Genomic DNA, 18551 nt, shown 5'->3' with positions numbered 1-18551 from the left:
CGTGACTACATTATACGAGTCTAGCAACCCTCAATAAGGAAATACACGTATAATTCGCAATAATATTTATACGCGTTCTTGTAATTCAATATCTTACTGTGGGTTGACTTGCGAATTTTGTAGTCTTTTGATTAATAAAAGACCTTTTCCATGGGCTGTGTATTCGCAAAACAAACTAGGAACTCATCCACCGCTACCGGCTTGCACAACAAGTACCCTTGTCCAAGATGACAACCCAGCTTCTCTAATGCTTCAAATTGAGCTTCGTTTTCTATACCTTCTGCAACTATCTTTAAATCTAAACTTAGCGCTAACTGGACAATAGCACTTACAATATCAAATGCCTGCTGTTCTTGGTCCATGTCGATAACAAAAGAACGGTCAATTTTGAGCACATCAAGAGGAAACTGTCGCAAGTAGGATAAACTTGAGTAACCTGTCCCAAAATCATCCAATGCAATACTAACCCCAAGACTCGCTAACGCGTTTAGCATCTCTTTCGTTTGCTCAAAATCATGCATTAACGCCGACTCTGTCACTTCCAGTTCAATCATACTGGCATCTATCCCTGTCGCCGTTATGATTTGCTCAACCTCTTTAGCAAACCTTGGGTTTGCCAGCTGCTTTGCAGCTACGTTAACCGCAAGTTTGAGCGCCTGACCGCGTTTATGGCACTCGGCCACCAATACACAGCTTTTTTTAAGCACCTGACACCCTAGCTGATGAATAAGTCCGTTTTCTTCAGCAAGCGGTATAAATTCATCAGGGCCTATTACCTTGCCATTTTCATCGTAAAGCCGAACTAAACTCTCTGCACCAACCACGCTTCTATCAGCAAAGCTGTATTTGGGCTGCAAAAATATTGCCAGTTGGTTATTTTCAATGGCGTTGCGCAATAGAATATCTAGCTCTACCCGTCTATGCATGGCGAGTTGTAAATCTTTTGAAAAAAAGCTAAAAGCATCTTTCCCCTTGGTTTTCGAGCGATACATGGCTGTATCGGCATGGCGCATCATTTCTTCAGCATTTGATGCATCTTGTGGGAACAAACTAATGCCTATACTCAAGCTCAGTTGATGCAATTTGCCATTAAGATCTATAGGTACTCTGCCGGCCTGCAGACAGGCCATTGCTATACTATCAGCGCTGAACCCAGAGCCAATATCAGTTAGTAGACAGGCAAATTCGTCACCGCCAACTCGCGCCAAAGTGGCATTATTACCAACAATGGATGCTAAGCGCTCTGCAATAGATTGGATTATTGTGTCTCCAACTTTATGACCAAGACTATCATTTAGATATTTGAAGTTGTCGATATCAATAATAAGCAATGCAATACTTTGTTGTAACATTTTGCTTCGAGATATGGCTTGGACAATTCTATCGTGCAGTAATACGCGATTTGGTAGGCCCGTTAGCTGGTCATGATTGGTGATATGCGTCATCCTCACCGCCATCTCTACTGTTTCAGATACATCCTGGAACACAATAACGGCCCCAAGCAAATTGCCTTTGTCATCAATAATAGGAGAAGCAGTATCTTCTACCCGAAATGCATCACCATGTCGGCTCATTAACGTTGTATTGTACGCCATCGCCACGGGACGCTTTACCTCAAGTGCATATAGCGCAGGATTGAGCATTGCTTCAGAGGTTTGAACATCACGTAAATTCATTACTTCGTGGACGGGTTTTCCTAACGCTTCTTTCTCCAGATAGCCAGTTAATCGCTCTGCTACTGGATTGATAAAGGTTATAAGACCATTTTCATCGGTTGAAATCACGCCATCGGCTATAGAGCGTAGGGTTACAGAAAGCTGCTGCTTTTCGGTCTCGAGCGCTTGATTGACTTGTGCTAGCATGCGTTTTTGGTGGGACATCAATAGATGGTTACTTACCCTCAAGCGACACAACTCTATATCAATTGGTTTTGAAATGAAGTCTATAGCGCCCAAAGTAAGCGCCCTTCTTTCATTACTGGCATCACTGTTTGAGGTTACGAAAATTACCGGTATATTTGCAGAAGTATGGCGCGCCTTAACTCTTTCGCACAGCTCAAAACCCGATAACTCAGGCATGCTGATATCAAGTATAATTAAGTCAGGCTGTTGAGCTACTATTATATCTAAGGCCTGCGAACTGTTTGAGCAGGTAATCGTATTGGCGATAGCTGATACTGCATGCTCAAGTAGCAAAAGCGTACTGGGCTCGTCGTCTATTATAACAACTGTCTGCTTCTCGGTTCCATGAGAAAAACCACTGATAATCTTGGACACAAAAGTAAGTATCGTGCTTAGATACAAAAATAAAATTAATCTTTAGTATAGATAAAGCTGCTATATTTACGTTGCAAATATGGTTAAAAAGCTTTTTAATTTAAAGGCATAGCAAAAAAATCTAACTACCCACATCTAAAAAAGGTGCTTTCGTGAACCCAGATACGCTAGCCAATCAATACACTAACAGCGAGTTATGGAACCGCAACGCTGCACTAGGACGACTAGCAGGTAACGAAACCCTATTAAATCGAATAGCCGACATGTTTATTGCACAAATCGAGCAAAAGCAAAGCCAGCTCCAGTCGGCTGTAGACGCCGAGGATGCAGAAGCAATAAGGTTTGAGAGTCACTCGATTAAGGGCGTCTCTGGCGATGTTGGTGCAGATGCAGTGAGACAGAAGTCAGCGGAAATGGAGCAATTAGCTAAGCTAGGCGTATTGGAAGATATGTCCGAGCACATGTTGCAACTCTCTGTGCTAATTCGCGCAACAATAATGTTGATGGAAAAAAAATAAGAAACTGAAGCGAGTAAAATGATTTTTTATCTCGCTTCGTTGGTTTCTACTCAGTTAGACGTTTTTAACCTGCTGTATATACTTCGCTTTGTCCCCGTCGCTCAAAAAGCTCGCTTTAAAACTATTAATTGCCAACGATTTAATGGTTTCTTGGTTCACGTCAAGTGAATTTGCGAGGGCCTCAAAGTTCGCATTTAAAAATCCCCCGAAGTAGGTAGGGTCATCCGAGTTAACGGTAACCAATAAGCCTGCATCAAGTAATGCCAAGATATTATGCTGCTTCATGTCGTCAATAACACAGAGTTTTAAATTGCTCAAAGGGCAAACAGTAAGCGGGATCTGCTTTTCTTTAAGGTAGGCCATAAGCGACTCGTCTTCTTGACACCTTACACCGTGGTCAATTCTATCCACATCAAGAAGCTTTATTGCCTCCCAAATATAGTCTGCTGGCCCCTCTTCCCCAGCATGAGCGACTATTTTGAACCCGAGGTCTTTCGCCTTTTTAAAAACTCGCTCAAACTTTGAGGGTGGATGGCCCAACTCTGAACTGTCTAGCCCAACGGCTTTGATTTTTCGATAATACGGCTTGGCTGCTTCTAGTGTTTCGAATGCCGAACTTTCTGGTAAATGTCTTAGGAAAGACATGATTAAAAAGCTGCTGATACCATACTCGTCTTGTGCCTTTTGCATGGCTCGCAGAAAGCCCGGCATAAAAACATCAAAACCGATCTCTCGCTCAGTATGGGTTTGGGGATCAAACATAATTTCGGTATGCACAATGTTTTCTTCGTGACATCGGGTAAGGTACTCCCACATTAGGTCAAAGAAATCATCTTCATCAATAAGTACACCTGCACCAGCGTAATAAATATCTAAGAAGCTTTGTAAGTCTTTGAAATTATATGCCGCTTCTATCTCTTCCACGCTTGCATACGGAAGTGTTATACTGTGCTTTTCTGCTAGGCGCCACATAAGTTTTGGCGTTAAGCTACCTTCTATATGCAGGTGTAGCTCGGCCTTTGGAGTATTTTTTATAATGGAAGATAACGACATGGCCCCTCACTTATTTCGCACCACGTTGATGCAATGCATTTAATTGGTGCGCTATAGTTTATCTCTAATGCTATCTGTTAACGAGTATTAAACGCTCATTGAGGTTTAACTGGCGGTTTTTTAGCATCTATTTTTGTTGTTAATTCACCGTTTTGCTGACTTTGTGTTGTCTAGCTACTAAAAGGTAGCACAAAACGCACCAACAAGTTGACTATTTGGTCAGCTTATTGCTTTAACTGGTTCCTACTCAGCACATAAACTCGAAAACACCAAGAGATAAATTGATGTCCAACAACCTTATTGAACGGCTCTTCAAACTACAAAGCCATGGTACAACGATTAAGACCGAAGTGATTGCCGGCCTTACTACATTCGCGGCCATGTCTTATATTCTCGTCGTTAATCCAGGAATATTAGGGTTAAGCGGTATGCCCGTCGAAGGGCTAATTACCGTCACCGCACTTGCTGCGTGTTTAGGCACGTTGTTAATGGCGCTTATGACGAATTACCCTATCGCACTTGCCCCTGGGATGGGTCTCAATGCTTTTTTTGCCTTTACCATTTGCCTTGGACGAGAAATTCCTTGGGAAGCGGCGTTAGGCATTGTGTTTTGGAATGGTATTCTTTTTCTCATATTGTCGTTAACTGGTGTACGAACCAAGATAGCTGAATCTATTCCTCCCTCGCTAAAAGTAGGTGTGCAATGTGGGATAGGATTATTTATTGCATTTATAGGCCTTAAGAATGCAGGACTAATTGTTGATAACCCTGCCACCTTCGTTCAACTTGGCGATCTATCAGAACCAGCGGTGTTGCTAGCGCTATTAGGCATTATCTTTACTATTGTATTAATGGTAAAGCGTGTGACTGGTGCCATTTTGATTTCTATTGTTACGCTTACGATTATCGGGGCTTTTATTCCTACTGAAAATGGGACGCTTACTGCTACCCCCGATGCTATTGTTGGTATGCCCGAGTCAGTTTCATCAACTTTCATGGCAATGGATTTTTGGTATCCAATTGATCATTTGGCCGAAACGTGGGACCTCATCTTTGCTTTAATGTTTGTGAACATGTTCGATACTATCGGCACGCTGATTGGTGTTTCTCGCAAAGCGAACCTGCTTAACGAAGAAGGGAAACTTCCTAAAATAGGCCCTGCAATGACAGCTGATGCCGCTGCCAGCGTGGTGGGTGCAGCTGTGGGAACATCGCCAGTAACAAGTTATGTAGAGTCTGCAACGGGTGTATCCGCTGGCGGTCGCACGGGCCTTACGGCAATTGTTGTTTCCGTTTGCTTTTTACTGTCGTTATTTCTTACGCCGCTGATGAAGGTTATTCCCCTTATGGCGACAACGCCCGCTCTACTAATGGTGGGTATTTTAATGATGGAATCGATTCGCCAAGTTGATTTTGACGACTTAGGCGCGCTTGCGACGGCGTCTGTTGCACTGATTGCAATGCCATTAACGTTTAGCATTAGTGAAGGAATAGCACTGGGCTTTATTACTTATGTAGGCATAAAAGTTGGCACAGGAAAATTTAAAGAAGTTACACCTTTAACATACGCCTTGGCGCTTGTGTTCTTACTTCGCTACATACTAGATTTAAAATAAAAAACAGTTAGTTAAACGAAAAAAGGTGGCCTTGGCCACCTTTTTATTGATTATCAATTGCTACTCTAGGCCATCATAATTAAATGTTACGGCTTTATCGCCCATAAACACTATCTTGATGTGCTTTGCTTGTTCATCGCCCCATGTACACGCCAACGTTCCCATCGTCTTGCCACAGTTATCTGCAGTACCTAATACGGCTTCCACTTCTTCTTGAGTCATCCCCATTTCAAGCTTGTCATAGTTTTCTTTGGTCAACTTAGAACAAGCCGTGAGTGCAAGTGCGCCAAACATAATGGCAATAATTTTAGTTTTCATAATGGTGTCCTTTGTTTTTTCTTAGACTACATCCTAAGCCGACATATTGTCACTATCGTCTTTAGGATGAGTACTCAGCCAGTGGCGGGCAATATCTTCTCGTGTTGCAAGCCATACTTTATCGTGAGACTTTACATACTCAATAAAACGCTTCAATGCCGCTATTCTAGCAGGACGACCAATAATTCGATTATGTAGACCTATCGACAACATTTTAGGTGAAGTGTCCCCTTCCTCATACAGCACATCAAACGCATCTTTCAAATAAGTAAAGAATTGCTCACCACTGTTAAACCCTTGTGGCGTCGCAAAACGCATATCGTTAGTATCTAGAGTGTAAGGCACCATCAGTAGCGGCTTACTGTAGTGGCAATCGTAGTAAGGCAAGTCGTCTGCATAGGAATCAGCGCAATAAAGTATGTCGTCCCGCTCGGCAATTAGCTTTAACGTATTCGGGCTGGTTCTCCCCGTATACCACCCTACAGGCTTACTACCAGTGAGTTGTTCGTGCAGTATAATAGCTTCATCAATTTGTTTGCGCTCTTCTGCTTCATCCATGTCTTGGTAGTGCACCCAGCGCATCGCGTGGCTGGTAATTTCCCAGCCTGAATCAATCATTGCTTTTACCGCTTCGGGGTGACGTTGCATTGCCATGGTCACGCCAAAAACGGTAACGGGAATGTCGAAGTTGTTAAGCAGTTTATGTAAACGCCAAAATCCAGCTCTGCTGCCATATTCATAGATAGACTCCATACTTAAGTGCCTATCTTTGTATGCTTGTGCATTGATGATTTCAGAAAGAAACACCTCAGAGGCTTCATCACCATGCAATACACAGTTCTCACCCCCCTCTTCGTAGTTTAAAACAAATTGCACCGCAATTTTTGCATCGCTAGGCCATTTAGCATGCGGTACATGTTGACCATAACCAATTAGATCTCTTGGATAGCTAGCCTGTGACATATTAGTCCCTATACTCTACAGGCACTGACAAACCGCATCCGCCAAGCACAAGCTTTACCACTTGCTTAGTCGCTTGTTCGAAATCAGCTTTTGTCATTTTCTTACCACGTAGTCGAGTTATTTGCGCTGAAAAGTCAGCATAGTGCTGTGTACTTGCCCAAATGGTATAAAGTAAATATTCACCTTCCACTGGGGGCAACTTGCCCGCTTCAACCCACGCCTCAATAAGTGCAAGGCGCCCTTTCATCCAGAGCGCGTGCTCTTCATCAAAGTAACCGCTTAAATTCTGAGCGCCGTTTATAATCTCCATTGCGAAGATTTTTGATGCCATTGGATGTGTTCGGGAGACTTCCATTTTCTCGGCAATGTAGGTCGCAAGCACCGTTGCAGGATCGTCATTTACTGTTGCTTTATCGAAGTGAGAGTTCCACAGTGAAAGGGTTTCTTCGAGTACTGCCACATAAAGCTCTTGCTTAGTTTTGAAATAATACAAAACATTGGTTTTTGGCAAGCCAGCTTCGTCTGCAATTTTTTGCACCGCAGTACCCTTGAAGCCAAACTGCGCAAAACACTTTTCCGCGGCCTGAAGTATTTTTCTTCTATTCATAGCGCCTACACCAGCATCGGCGCTTTTTACCTTTATCATTATTATTCAAATTCCTTTGCAATTATGTTTTGCAAGCGCATTGAAGCGTGATGCTTCTTTATATCAAGAACTCGCGCATTACAAAAGTATACAACGCTAGCGCCGCCACTCCTATTGCTACGTTAGCATGAATTTTGCCAAATTTTTGCCAAATACTGCCAAGCATAGGAGGACCCGCCTATTACTCATTTTAATTTTCTTGCCTAGTCAAAACGCGCACGTTATTTGCTTACTTTTATTCATGAAAATGATGGCCTTAATCCTTAGGCCATTTTTTATAAGCAATAAATTGACCAGATGGTCTACTTTTTTGATATAAATACAGCTATATTAATGAATACAATAAATAGAATAACTGGAAGGTGTGAGTATGATTCGCTTTCTTATTAATCAAGACATCGTTGAAATAGATGAAGCGAGGGCCGATCTCACTCTTCTGCAATACATTCGCGAGTATAGAAAAAACACTGGTACTAAAGAAGGGTGCGCTGCTGGCGATTGCGGAGCATGCACTGTAGTATTGGTTGAGCCATCAAATGACGCGTCAACGCCTTTACACTATCGTACGGTAAATAGCTGTATCACGCTAATGAGCGCGGTCCATGGTAAACAGCTTTTATTAGTAGAACACTTAAGTTCAGGCGACACATTGCATCCCGTTCAACAAGCATTGGTTGATCATCATGGTTCACAGTGTGGTTTCTGTACGCCGGGCTTTATAATGTCTATGTTTGCCCTTTATCACACCAACAGTAAACCTAACCGAGACGACGTCCTAAATGCGCTTTCTGGTAACCTTTGTCGCTGCACAGGCTACCGCCCCATTATTGACGCCACGCTTAAGGTGTGTGAACAACAGGCGAATGACCAATTTAGTCAGCGCGAGGCTGAAACACTAACTCGCCTGACTGCTTTAAAAGCGGACAATCTAGGCACGACTAATATCATCATGCCCACCACGCGCGAATCGCTAAAAAGCGCTATATCTCAACACCCTAGTGCACAACTCGTCGCGGGCAGTACTGATTTAAGTTTGCAATTTACTCAACAGTTAAAAAACATTAGTACCTTAATTAGCTTGTCACACATTGAATCCCTAAAACAATGCACCACAACAGAGCGCTCTCTTCTAATTGGTGCAGCCTTGCCTATCAATGATGTGGCACCTTTGCTATTGCGACATTTCCCACAAGCTGCTGAGTTGATCACACGCTTTGCTTCTTTGCCCATTCGAAATCAAGCCACTATAGGCGGGAATGTGGCAAATGCATCGCCAATAGGTGATATGCCGCCTCTGCTACTCGCATTACAGGCAGTATTACATATTGATAATGGCGAGAACATTCGCACAGTGCCAATTAACACCTTCTTTGAAGGCTACAGAAAAACAAAACTTGCTCATGGCGAATGGATTTCAGCTATTGAAATACCACTTTTGGAAGATAGGCAACAAGTCGCAGCATATAAAATATCTAAGCGCTTTGAAGATGATATTTCTGCAGTTTGCGCAGTATTCAAGCTCACTCTTGAAGATGGCAAGATTGTCACGGTAACAAGTGGATTCGGTGGTGTTGCCGCAACGCCTGTTCAATGTAATGAATTGCAAAATGCGTTAGTGGGCAAACAGTTTTCAAGTCATGAAACCATGAGCATAGGTAAGCAAATTCTTTTTGATGCATTCACCCCTATCGACGACGTACGGGCCAGCGCACAGTATCGTAAAACGGTTTTGGCAAACCTTTGGCATCGCTTCTGGCTAGAAAATCAAACGCAAAACAACATTGAGACTCGGGTGGTGCAGCATGCGTAAGTTAATAGATACTGCAAGCACAACAACTGAAAATAACGCGGTTGTACATGTATCATCAAGGCATGAAAGTGCTGTTCGACAAGTACAAGGCAGCGCAAACTATGTTGACGATATCGTTGAACCCCAAGGTACGCTTTACGCGGCGGTGGGGTTAAGTAGTTGTGCGAAAGGGCTGATATCATCACTAAATTTGGACGATGTTCGCGCCAGTGAAGGTGTAGTAGATGTTGTAACTATCGATGATGTGCCGGGTCACAAAGATATTGGCCCTGTGTTTGAGGGCGATCCGTTACTTGCCAATGAAGAAATCAAATTTTTCGGCCAGCCCGTTTTTGCGGTACTTGCCACATCGGTTCAATTAGCCCGACAAGCCGCTACGAAGGGTCAAATAAATGTAGTGGAAAGCTCGCCTGTTCTTAATGCCAATGCCGCTCACCAGCAGCAAATGTTTGTGCGCCCTACTCACCGTTTTGGTCAAAATAGTGCGCAGGTACAACCAACACTAGACGATTCGACGTATTCTGAAGAAGGCTCCCTTCGTATTGGTGGCCAAGAACATATGTACCTAGAAGGTCAGGTCAGTCTTGCCATTCCTGATGAAGAAGATCGTATGAAAATATACACTTCTAGCCAGCACCCCAGTGAGGTTCAAAAATTGGTGGCTGAAGTGCTCAACGTGAAACTGCATCGCGTTATGGTTGATATGCGACGAATGGGCGGTGGTTTTGGCGGTAAAGAAACCCAGGCAGCACAATGGGCCTGTATTGCAGCACTCCTTGCATCACGAAACAAATGCGCCGTGAAACTACGTCTTCCTCGTTTTACCGACATGCATGTTACAGGTAAACGACACCCTTTTGAAAACCACTTTGAAGTTGCGTTCGATAGTACAGGCAAAATTGAAGCGACACGCATGGAGATTAACGGTATTTGTGGCCACTCGCCTGATCTTTCTGATGCCATTGTCGATAGAGCGATGTTTCATGCCGATAACGGTTATTTTTTAGGTGTTAGCGACATTGTTGGTCACCGGCTACAGACCAATATGGTATCGCACACCGCCTATCGAGGCTTTGGCGGCCCACAGGGCATGATAATGGCAGAAGCCATGATGGATAAAGTAGCACGTGCGTTAGGTGTTGACCCCCTATCAGTGAGAAAGCGCAACCTTTACGGACCAAGCACAGGTACTACCACACCTTATGGCATGGAAGTAGAGCACAACTTACTGCCTGATATGATCGACGAACTCGAAACTAAGGCGCAGTACTGGCAGCGCCGTGAGGCAATTACTCAGTTCAATCGTACGAGCCCCATCATTAAGAAAGGACTGGCGTTAACGCCTGTTAAATTTGGAATTTCGTTCACGGCAAAACACCTAAACCAAGCCGGTGCTCTTGTTCATATTTATACTGATGGCAGTATTCAGGTAAACCACGGTGGTACTGAAATGGGTCAGGGACTACATACCAAAATTGGCCAAATTGCAGCGAACGAGTTTGGTGTGGGCCTTGATATGATTGAAGTGACATCCACCCGTACTGATAAAGTACCCAATACGTCACCCACAGCGGCATCAAGTGGTACGGATCTTAATGGTAAAGCGGTACAAAATGCGTGTTTGATACTAAAAAACCGTCTCGCATCATGCTTTGCGAAATCAGTTGGCCAACCTGAAAATGCGGATAGCGTAGTATTTGTCGATGGGCAATTAGTACTAGGAGAGCACTGTATCGCATTTGCAGATTTAGTACAGACTGCCTATTTTGAACGCGTATCGCTTTCTGCGAGTGGTTTTTACAAAACGCCAAAACTTCAATATAACCGCGATACTGGCGAAGGACGTCCTTTCTTTTATTTCGCTTACGGTGTTTCAATGAGCGAAGTCTCAATTGATACCCTTACAGGAGAATACACCGTCGATAAAGTCGACATTATTCATGATGTTGGAAAGAGTCTTAACCCTGCCATTGATATTGGCCAAATTGAAGGCGCGTTTATTCAAGGCATGGGATGGTTAACCACTGAGGACTTGAAGTGGAACAAAGATGGCAAATTAATTAGTGAAAACATGGCGACTTATAAGATCCCTGCCATTGGCGATACACCACCGCATTTTAATGTGTCTCTTTTTGGGCGAAAAAATGAGGAAGACAGTATTTATCACTCTAAAGCTGTGGGTGAGCCGCCATTTATGTTAGCAATTTCTGTGTGGTGCGCGTTAAAAGATGCCATCTCAAGTTTGTCGGGATACACACAAGACCCCCAGCTTGATACGCCAGCCACACCAGAGCGGATACTCGACGCTCTTGGCAAGGTGCAAAGTTTGCAATGTAGCGAAGGGGTGAGAAAAGCGCGATGAGTAGTAACTCCTATCGACCTCAAACATGGTACGAGGGCATTGCTCGTTGCCAACAGCAAAACGAATCGTATGTGCTGGTAACCGTTGTCACCGCGGCGGGGTCAACCCCCCGCGAGCAAGGCAGTAAAATGGTGGTAACCGCAAGTGCGTCAATTGATACAATTGGCGGTGGACATTTAGAGTTCGACGCAATTAAGCGCGCAAGAAACTACCTTGCGGCAGGAAAGCCTTGCACAGAGCTTCACAGTTACCCTTTAAGTAGTTCGCTAGGGCAATGCTGTGGTGGCGCAGTAAAAGTATTGTTTGATGTTTGTAATGTTCACCAGCAACATATTGCTGTATTTGGTGCAGGTCACGTAGCAAAAGCATTAATCCCTATCTTAGCGCAGCTTCCTGTGAGAATTTCGTGGATAGATAGCAGAGATGCACAGTTCCCAGATAACCTGCCAGCTAACGTGACACAAGTCGTTGAAGATGAGCCTGAATCAGAAGTTACTAGCCTGCCAGATAAGAGCTGGTTAATTGTATTAACACATGACCACCAGCTCGATTATCGCATTGCCGAGAAAGCACTTGCGTACCCTTCCCTGCCATTTGTTGGGTTAATTGGTTCTCAAACAAAAGCAAAACGCTTTATTACAAAGCTAACAAACCGCGGATTCGATAAAGCAGCGCTATCGAGACTTCATACGCCTATCGGCAATACCGACATACCTGGTAAGTTACCCATTGAAGTGGCCGTTTCCATATCTGCTCAAATAATCGCGCGACTACACCAAAAAAACCACTCGGATTTGGCGCCATTGCCGCACCACGAATGTGAAGAGAAGGAACATTCCCATGACGTTGAATGAACTCAACAATTTAGATAACCAGCAGGCTAGCAAATGGTTTGAACAATGCTGTGCGTCTAGAACTTGGATTTACAGTATGACCAACGCGCGCCCTTTTTCCGATTTAAAGGATATTGAGGAAACAGCAAAAACAGCATGGGCGAAATGCGCAGAACAAGACTATTTAGAAGCATTTAAAGCCCATCCTATGATTGGTGATATGAATACGCTGCGCGAAAAATTTGCCAACACAAAAGCAATAGCAGCCAACGAGCAGTCAGGTACAGCTGTCGCATCTGAGGCTACGCTCAATCAGCTTAAAGAAGCCAACCAAGCGTATTTGGATAAACACGGCTTTATTTTCATTATTTGCGCTACGGGTCTTTCAGCCGATGTAATGTTAAGCGAGCTACAAAAGCGACTTCCCAACTCTACTGCGCAAGAAATAACAAATGCGGCAGCTGAACAAATAAAAATAACGCTTTTACGAATTAACAAAGCGCTCGCGTGAATAAGTAAGGACGAGATGATGAACACACTCTCTAGCCATGTATTAGATACAACCTTAGGCAAACCTGCACAGGGAATTGTGCTTACGCTAACCACACCAAACGGCGAATCATTTGAGGGCATAACCGACAGCGATGGTCGATTTAATCAATGGGCCATGAACAGTAAAGAAGGTTTTGTAGCAGGTATTTACACGTTACGTTTTCATTGTAAGGACTATTTGGAAACACATCACGGTAAGAGTTTTTATCCGCATATTGATATTACATTTGAACTTGAGAATAACGGTGGGCACTACCATGTACCCTTGTTGATTTCTCCCTTTGGTTACAGCAGCTACAGAGGCAGCTAACACACATGCAGCTATTTCGTGCAAGCATTGCGCACTTTCCTAAGCACACTTCAGAATTTACAAATGACATCGCTGTTTATCACGACGGTGGCTTATTGATAGACGGAAAACACATTGTTGATGTGGGCCATTTTGATGCCATCAATAAGCGTTACCCCGGCGCAAGTATTGTTGATTTATCGGGAAAGTGGATATTACCTGGACTTATCGACAGCCATTTACACTATCCACAAACCCAAAGCATTGCCCATTACGGTGAACAGCTTTTGAGTTGGCTAGAAAACTATACTTTCCCAACAGAAATGCAGTTTGCTGATAGCGCTCATTCTAGCGCTATTGCAAAAGTATTTATTAACCAGCTGCTTAAAAATGGTACCACGACAGGCCTTGTATTTAGCACTGTGCACAAGGATAGCTGTGATGCCTTATTCAATGAAGCCAGTCGTATCGACATGGCAATGATCGCAGGTAAAGTGTGCATGGACAGAAACTGTCCTGCTCCACTACAGGATACGGCCGTTTTAGCGCAAAAAGAATGTGCCGCGCTGATTGAAAAATGGCACAACAACGGCCGTAATCGATATGCACTCACACCACGATTTGCGCCCACGAGCACTGAAGCACAACTTGCAGCATTAGGTGAGCTAGCTCAACAGTTTGACGATGTTTTTATTCAAACGCACTTGTCTGAAAACCTTGATGAAATTGCGTGGGTTAAAAGTTTGTTTCCTAAGGCCGAAGGTTATCTCGACGTATATGATAAGTTTAATCTTGTACGCGAAAGAGCTGTTTTTGGTCATGGTATACACCTGACGCCTAATGAATGGGCGCGTTTAGGTGAAGCCAATGCAAGTATCGCGTTTTGCCCTACTTCCAATTTATTTTTAGGTAGCGGGCTTTTTGATATGAGTGCAGCACGTGCCAATAATGTGCATGTAGCTCTAGCCACAGACGTAGGCGCGGGCACTACGTTTAATATGTTTAAAACCTATGGTGACGCCTATAAAGTAAGCCAATTACGGAACGCGCCAATCAGCCCACTAGAAGGGTTTTATTTAATGACTCAAGGGGCAGCAATCGCTCACAACCTTGATCATGAGATTGGAAACCTTAATGCGGGTTCAGCGGCTGATTTCATTATTGTAGAGCCAAGGTTTGACGAATTAACAATGCTTCGAATTCAAGATAATGCTGAGTTCGACGATGTATTTTTTGCCTTAAGTATTCTAGGCGACGACCGCGCAATTGCCCAAACATGGGTAAGTGGTCGCTGTTGCTATGACAACAAAATGCTGCAGTAAAGAAGGAGAATAATAATGCCGTGGCTCGATTGGTTAAGTCTTTTTGTTCGTTGGTTTCACGTAGTTGCAGGCGTTGCATGGATTGGCGCTTCTTTCTATTTTATCTGGCTGGATAACAACCTGCGCACACCGCCAAAATGGAAGCAGGACAAAGGCATCAAGGGTGATCTGTGGGCCATACATGGTGGCGGTTTTTACGAAGTGGCTAAATATACATACGGCCCTGAACAGATGCCTCAAACGCTGCATTGGTTTAAGTGGGAAGCGTATACAACATGGCTGTCAGGTTTCGCTCTGTTAATCATAGTTTACTACTTCGGTGCCTCGGCATACCTCATTGACCCTTCAATAAACCCAATAACACCATCAATGGCTATTGCACTGGGACTAGGCGTAATTTTTGGCGGCCTTACGCTGTACGAAATTGCTTGTCGTAGTAAATTGGCGAACTACCCTATTGCGTTTGGGGTGTGCCTGATAGCACTAGTTTGCATAGCGAGCTACCTTTCGACGCAATGGTTTAGTGGAAGAGGCGCTTACATTCACGTGGGTGCTCTTATCGGGACCATCATGGCAGGTAACGTATTTTTCAATATCATGCCCAATCAACGCAAAATGGTAGCCGCTGTCGCCAATAAGCAAGATATCGACCCAAAATGGGGGGCGAGTGCTAAGTTGCGCTCTGTGCACAATAACTACTTTACGCTGCCGTTATTGTTTATCATGATTTCAAACCACTACCCTATGACTTATCAGCATCCTCATAGCTGGCTAGTGTTAATTGCCATTATGGCAGCGGCTGCGTGGATACGACATTTCTTTAATTTAAAGCATATTGGTAAAACAAAGCCGAGTATTTTAGTCACTGGGGCTATTGCTATGCTAGCGATTACCTTTTGGGTTTCGATTCCGCAAAGCACAGTAAGTGATATACAACCTAGCGAAGAATTGGTTGGCGTGAGCGCTAAAGATCCACACTCCGTTGGTAGTAAAGAATCGGTGCCCATCACTGATGCTCAAGTAGCAAACATTATTGAAAGCCATTGTGTAAGCTGCCACTCTCGCACCCCAACTGACCATATTTTTAGCGTTGCTCCTGTAGGGGTTGTGCTAGATTCTTGGGAAGATATTGAGCGTTTTGCGCCGCAGATAGTGCGTCGAGCCTCAGTGACAAAAGACATGCCCTTTTTAAATAAGACAGGCATGACAGAGGATGAAAGACAGTTGCTAGCAGATTGGTTTGCGGCAAGACAAAATTAGTGCAAAAGTATCGCGTCGCGCTCACATGTGCGTGCGACGCGATACTAATCTTAAGTGTTTATCCGGCACTCTCCATTTCTCCTGAACAGCCGTGCTCCCTTTTTTGCTGATACATTGCCTCGTCGGCAAGGTCCAACCATTCCTGCACGGAGGATATTGAAGAGTTCCATTCAACCCAGCCCAAACTAAAAGCAATAGGTAAAGATATTCCATCGCCTAGGCTGAGTGTGAACTCGCTGTGCTCCAGTCTTTCAAAGAATGCTTGCGTTTCAGCTTCATCGCTACCGTAGAGTAAAATGACAAACTCATCTCCACCAATTCGCCCAAACCTATCACTATCACGTAACAGCAACTCCATCGTTTTTGAAAAGTGCGACAATGCCATGTCACCCACTTTGTGACCATAGTCGTCGTTGATGGTTTTAAAGTTATTGAGGTCAACAAAGACCAATGTTGAAATCTTTTGCCCGCGCTCCATGCGGCTTATCTCTTTCGATAACTGGCTGAAAATTTCACGGCGATTTGCTAACCCTGTCAACGAGTCTGTTTTAGACAGCATTTCAAGCTTCGCCACTGCACTCATCAGTGCATGCTGCTGTGCCTTTTCTTTGGTTATATCGTCAGCCGTGCCCAAAATCAGTGTTTGCTGTTCACTGGCGTCGTAGATGAGGCTGCCTCTGTCGTGCAAATGCTTAACGTTTCCAGAAGCATCGATAATACGATATTGAAGATCCCAATTTTGCAATGGTCGCTTATTAAATACCTTCGCTACACGCGCTCGATCATCTTCGTGAACGTGATCAATAAATGAAACTGGGCTGCAGTACAATTCGTACTCATTTCTCCCATAAATATTGTTATAGCCATCGTTGACGTAGTGCAATTTATCTAAATCGGGCGTAGCAACCCAAATAAAAGTGCGCTCAGAAAACGCACTGACAATTTTACTGAAAAGCGCATCTACCTTGAATAATTCAGTTTCAATTCGCTTTTTATCATCAATATCTTCAACTACAGAAATAAAATATTCTGGATTGTCTTGCAAATCACGTACAAGTGAGACAGTAAGTTTACCCCACACCAATTGACCGTCACTGCGGACATATTGTTTCTCTATGGCGTAGTTTTCAATTTCCCCCTTTAGCAAGCGTTCAAGATAAATCAAATCTTCCTGCAAGTATTGAGGAGCGGTTAACTCTTGAAAGGTTAATTGAGTAAGCTTTTCTTTTGGATACCCAAGAAACTCGCATAGCTTTTTATTTACACGAATAAACGCGCCGTCTAAGCCAACATGCGCTAAGCCGACAGCACAATAATGAAAAGTCTTTTCAAACATGGGACACCGCCCAATGTAACAACTGCATTCCGTCGCCTCATATGTTGTTTATTGAATCACACGCTCAGCGTGCGAATTAGGGAAAGATAAGAATCCCGCAGAGGTTGCATTTACACTCTAGTCTATATATTAGTACAGCGTAAGCATAAACCTACAATAAGGCGTAAAAATAGGAAAAAGGATTAGAGCGTCGTTCATTCATCTTTTTATGCGCGTTTAAATAAAAACACAGTAGTTACTAAAAATACACTAATTGATTATATTAACTAAGTCACTAAAATAAACCACCATAAATACCAATGTGGAGTTTTTATGAAAAACGTTTTAATTATTAATGCGCATCAATATTACCCTTTTTCTGAAGGTCGTCTTAACAGTAGCTTAGTTGATCAAGCAACCTCACTTTTAACTCAAAAGGGCTACGATACTTGCCATGTGAACATGCTTGATGAGGTAGATGTTCAGCAGCAGCTAGAACTGCACCAATGGGCAGACATCATTCTTTTGCAATCGCCCATAAATTGGATGGGAGTACCTTGGTCTTTTAAGAAATATATGGATGAAGTCTACACAGCGGGAATGGGAGGAGCACTCTGTAACGGTGACGGTCGCTCTGCTGATGAGCCTAAAAAAGGCTATGGCACAGGTGGCACGCTAAAAGGCAAAAAATACATGATGTCAGTCACTTTTAACGCACCTGAAGAATCATTTAATGATGACAGTGAATATTTGTTTCAAGGTAAGAGCGTAGATGACCTCTTGTTCCCTATGCATGCGAACTTTAGGTTCTTCGGCATGGAGGCCCTACCTACATTCGCTGCTTTTGACGTAATGAAAAATGCTGATGTGGAAAACGACTTCAAACGCTTTGAAGCACATATCAAAAACACATTCTAACGCACGTTATTTAACGCAAAGATACGCGTAGCCAGCGGTTTGTGGTTACGCGTTTTTCTGGACAACATTTCTAGGCAGCACTATCCTCGCTGTGACTTTCTGACCATATGCGTAACCGTTCAAGGATATCGAGCGCCGAACGCCCAAAATCTGTCAGGCTATAGGCTACCGCAATAGGCCGCGTTTCAATAACATTGCGTACCACCATGCCGTTATTCTCTAGCTCTTTCAAACGCTGGTCGACCATTTTTCTGCTTGCTCCACCTAACATGCGACACAGGTCATTAAAGCGCACCGGCTCATCTTTCAAATGATAGATGATGGACCCCGTCCATTTCCCACCGATTAAGCGCATTCCACGTTCAATAGCACACGGCTCATTGCACGTATTTAAAACTGTTTTTCTACCCTTAGCGTCTGTTTTTATTTCACTTTTCATTATTGTCCTCTGGAAAAAGCAGTAGTAACTAAAAGTATACTAATTGCTTTGCTGAACAAGG

17 protein-coding genes are annotated in these 18551 nt (G+C 43.6%); 10 read left to right on the top strand and 7 right to left on the bottom strand.

What is annotated here, in order from left to right; all coding sequences use genetic code 11:
* Window positions 1-131: 131 nt before the first annotated feature.
* Window positions 132-2276 (bottom strand): two-component system response regulator, encoded by a 2145-nt coding sequence (locus LHL20_RS09305; RefSeq protein ID WP_226433095.1) that lies wholly within the window; start codon window positions 2274-2276, stop codon window positions 132-134.
* A gap of 152 nt (window positions 2277-2428) precedes the next feature.
* Between LHL20_RS09305 and LHL20_RS09300 the strand changes: the two genes are divergently transcribed.
* The gene (locus LHL20_RS09300) at window positions 2429-2794 is read left to right on the top strand and encodes an Hpt domain-containing protein (protein WP_201283854.1); all 366 of its coding nucleotides are present in this window, start codon (window positions 2429-2431) and stop codon (window positions 2792-2794) included.
* Window positions 2795-2848: 54 nt separating this feature from the next.
* Here the strand turns inward: LHL20_RS09300 and LHL20_RS09295 are convergent, their stop codons facing one another.
* Window positions 2849-3847, bottom strand: coding sequence for an adenosine deaminase (locus LHL20_RS09295; protein WP_159625183.1), 999 nt, complete (start codon window positions 3845-3847; stop codon window positions 2849-2851).
* A 284-nt stretch (window positions 3848-4131) separates the two neighbouring features.
* Between LHL20_RS09295 and LHL20_RS09290 the strand changes: the two genes are divergently transcribed.
* Complete coding sequence (locus tag LHL20_RS09290) at window positions 4132-5463, top strand: NCS2 family permease (RefSeq protein WP_202265065.1); 1332 nt, start codon at window positions 4132-4134, stop codon at window positions 5461-5463.
* A 60-nt stretch (window positions 5464-5523) separates the two neighbouring features.
* Here the strand turns inward: LHL20_RS09290 and LHL20_RS09285 are convergent, their stop codons facing one another.
* Genes LHL20_RS09285 through LHL20_RS09275 form a run of 3 tightly spaced genes read right to left on the bottom strand, consistent with a single transcriptional unit; the run spans window position 5524 to window position 7390 of the window.
* Window positions 5524-5781 carry a DUF3862 domain-containing protein gene (locus LHL20_RS09285; protein ID WP_226433094.1) on the bottom strand — a complete coding sequence of 86 codons (258 nt, stop codon included), beginning with the start codon at window positions 5779-5781 and terminating at the stop codon, window positions 5524-5526.
* Window positions 5782-5814: 33 nt separating this feature from the next.
* Window positions 5815-6744, bottom strand: coding sequence for an allantoinase PuuE (gene puuE, locus LHL20_RS09280; protein ID WP_226433093.1), 930 nt, complete (start codon window positions 6742-6744; stop codon window positions 5815-5817).
* A gap of 1 nt (window position 6745) precedes the next feature.
* On the bottom strand, window positions 6746-7390 hold the full coding sequence (locus tag LHL20_RS09275) for a TetR/AcrR family transcriptional regulator (protein ID WP_159625191.1): 645 nt from the start codon (window positions 7388-7390) through the stop codon (window positions 6746-6748).
* Between the two features lie 370 nt (window positions 7391-7760).
* Here LHL20_RS09275 and xdhA point away from each other — a divergent pair, with 370 nt between their 5' ends.
* From xdhA to LHL20_RS09240, 7 genes are read left to right on the top strand one after another with little or no spacing between them, the layout of a single operon-like run.
* Complete coding sequence (xdhA, locus tag LHL20_RS09270; RefSeq protein ID WP_226433092.1) at window positions 7761-9200, top strand: xanthine dehydrogenase small subunit; 1440 nt, start codon at window positions 7761-7763, stop codon at window positions 9198-9200.
* The gene (xdhB, locus tag LHL20_RS09265; RefSeq protein WP_226433091.1) at window positions 9193-11562 is read left to right on the top strand and encodes a xanthine dehydrogenase molybdopterin binding subunit; all 2370 of its coding nucleotides are present in this window, start codon (window positions 9193-9195) and stop codon (window positions 11560-11562) included. The genes xdhA and xdhB overlap by 8 nt, the downstream gene beginning before the upstream one ends.
* Window positions 11559-12416 (top strand): xanthine dehydrogenase accessory protein XdhC, encoded by an 858-nt coding sequence (xdhC, locus tag LHL20_RS09260; RefSeq protein WP_226433090.1) that lies wholly within the window; start codon window positions 11559-11561, stop codon window positions 12414-12416. The genes xdhB and xdhC overlap by 4 nt, the downstream gene beginning before the upstream one ends.
* The gene (gene uraD, locus LHL20_RS09255; RefSeq protein WP_226433089.1) at window positions 12403-12906 is read left to right on the top strand and encodes a 2-oxo-4-hydroxy-4-carboxy-5-ureidoimidazoline decarboxylase; all 504 of its coding nucleotides are present in this window, start codon (window positions 12403-12405) and stop codon (window positions 12904-12906) included. The genes xdhC and uraD overlap by 14 nt, the downstream gene beginning before the upstream one ends.
* 18 nt (window positions 12907-12924) lie before the next feature.
* A complete protein-coding gene (uraH, locus tag LHL20_RS09250) occupies window positions 12925-13257 on the top strand; it encodes a hydroxyisourate hydrolase (RefSeq protein WP_159625268.1) in 333 nt (110 codons plus the stop codon).
* Window positions 13258-13262: 5 nt separating this feature from the next.
* Window positions 13263-14558, top strand: coding sequence for a guanine deaminase (gene guaD, locus LHL20_RS09245; protein WP_226433088.1), 1296 nt, complete (start codon window positions 13263-13265; stop codon window positions 14556-14558).
* Between the two features lie 15 nt (window positions 14559-14573).
* On the top strand, window positions 14574-15818 hold the full coding sequence (locus LHL20_RS09240; protein WP_226433087.1) for a urate hydroxylase PuuD: 1245 nt from the start codon (window positions 14574-14576) through the stop codon (window positions 15816-15818).
* Window positions 15819-15876: 58 nt separating this feature from the next.
* Here the strand turns inward: LHL20_RS09240 and LHL20_RS09235 are convergent, their stop codons facing one another.
* Window positions 15877-17154 carry a diguanylate cyclase gene (locus LHL20_RS09235; protein ID WP_226433086.1) on the bottom strand — a complete coding sequence of 426 codons (1278 nt, stop codon included), beginning with the start codon at window positions 17152-17154 and terminating at the stop codon, window positions 15877-15879.
* A 312-nt stretch (window positions 17155-17466) separates the two neighbouring features.
* Between LHL20_RS09235 and LHL20_RS09230 the strand changes: the two genes are divergently transcribed.
* Window positions 17467-18051 carry an NAD(P)H-dependent oxidoreductase gene (locus LHL20_RS09230; protein WP_226433085.1) on the top strand — a complete coding sequence of 195 codons (585 nt, stop codon included), beginning with the start codon at window positions 17467-17469 and terminating at the stop codon, window positions 18049-18051.
* A gap of 70 nt (window positions 18052-18121) precedes the next feature.
* Here LHL20_RS09230 and LHL20_RS09225 read toward each other — a convergent pair whose 3' ends face one another.
* Window positions 18122-18490 (bottom strand): winged helix-turn-helix transcriptional regulator, encoded by a 369-nt coding sequence (locus LHL20_RS09225; protein WP_226433084.1) that lies wholly within the window; start codon window positions 18488-18490, stop codon window positions 18122-18124.
* Between the last annotated feature and the right edge of the window lie 61 nt (window positions 18491-18551).

The organism is Alteromonas sp. McT4-15 (assembly GCF_020515205.1).
Classification (GTDB): domain Bacteria; phylum Pseudomonadota; class Gammaproteobacteria; order Enterobacterales; family Alteromonadaceae; genus Alteromonas.
This window is presented reverse-complemented; position numbering and strand designations above follow the sequence as displayed.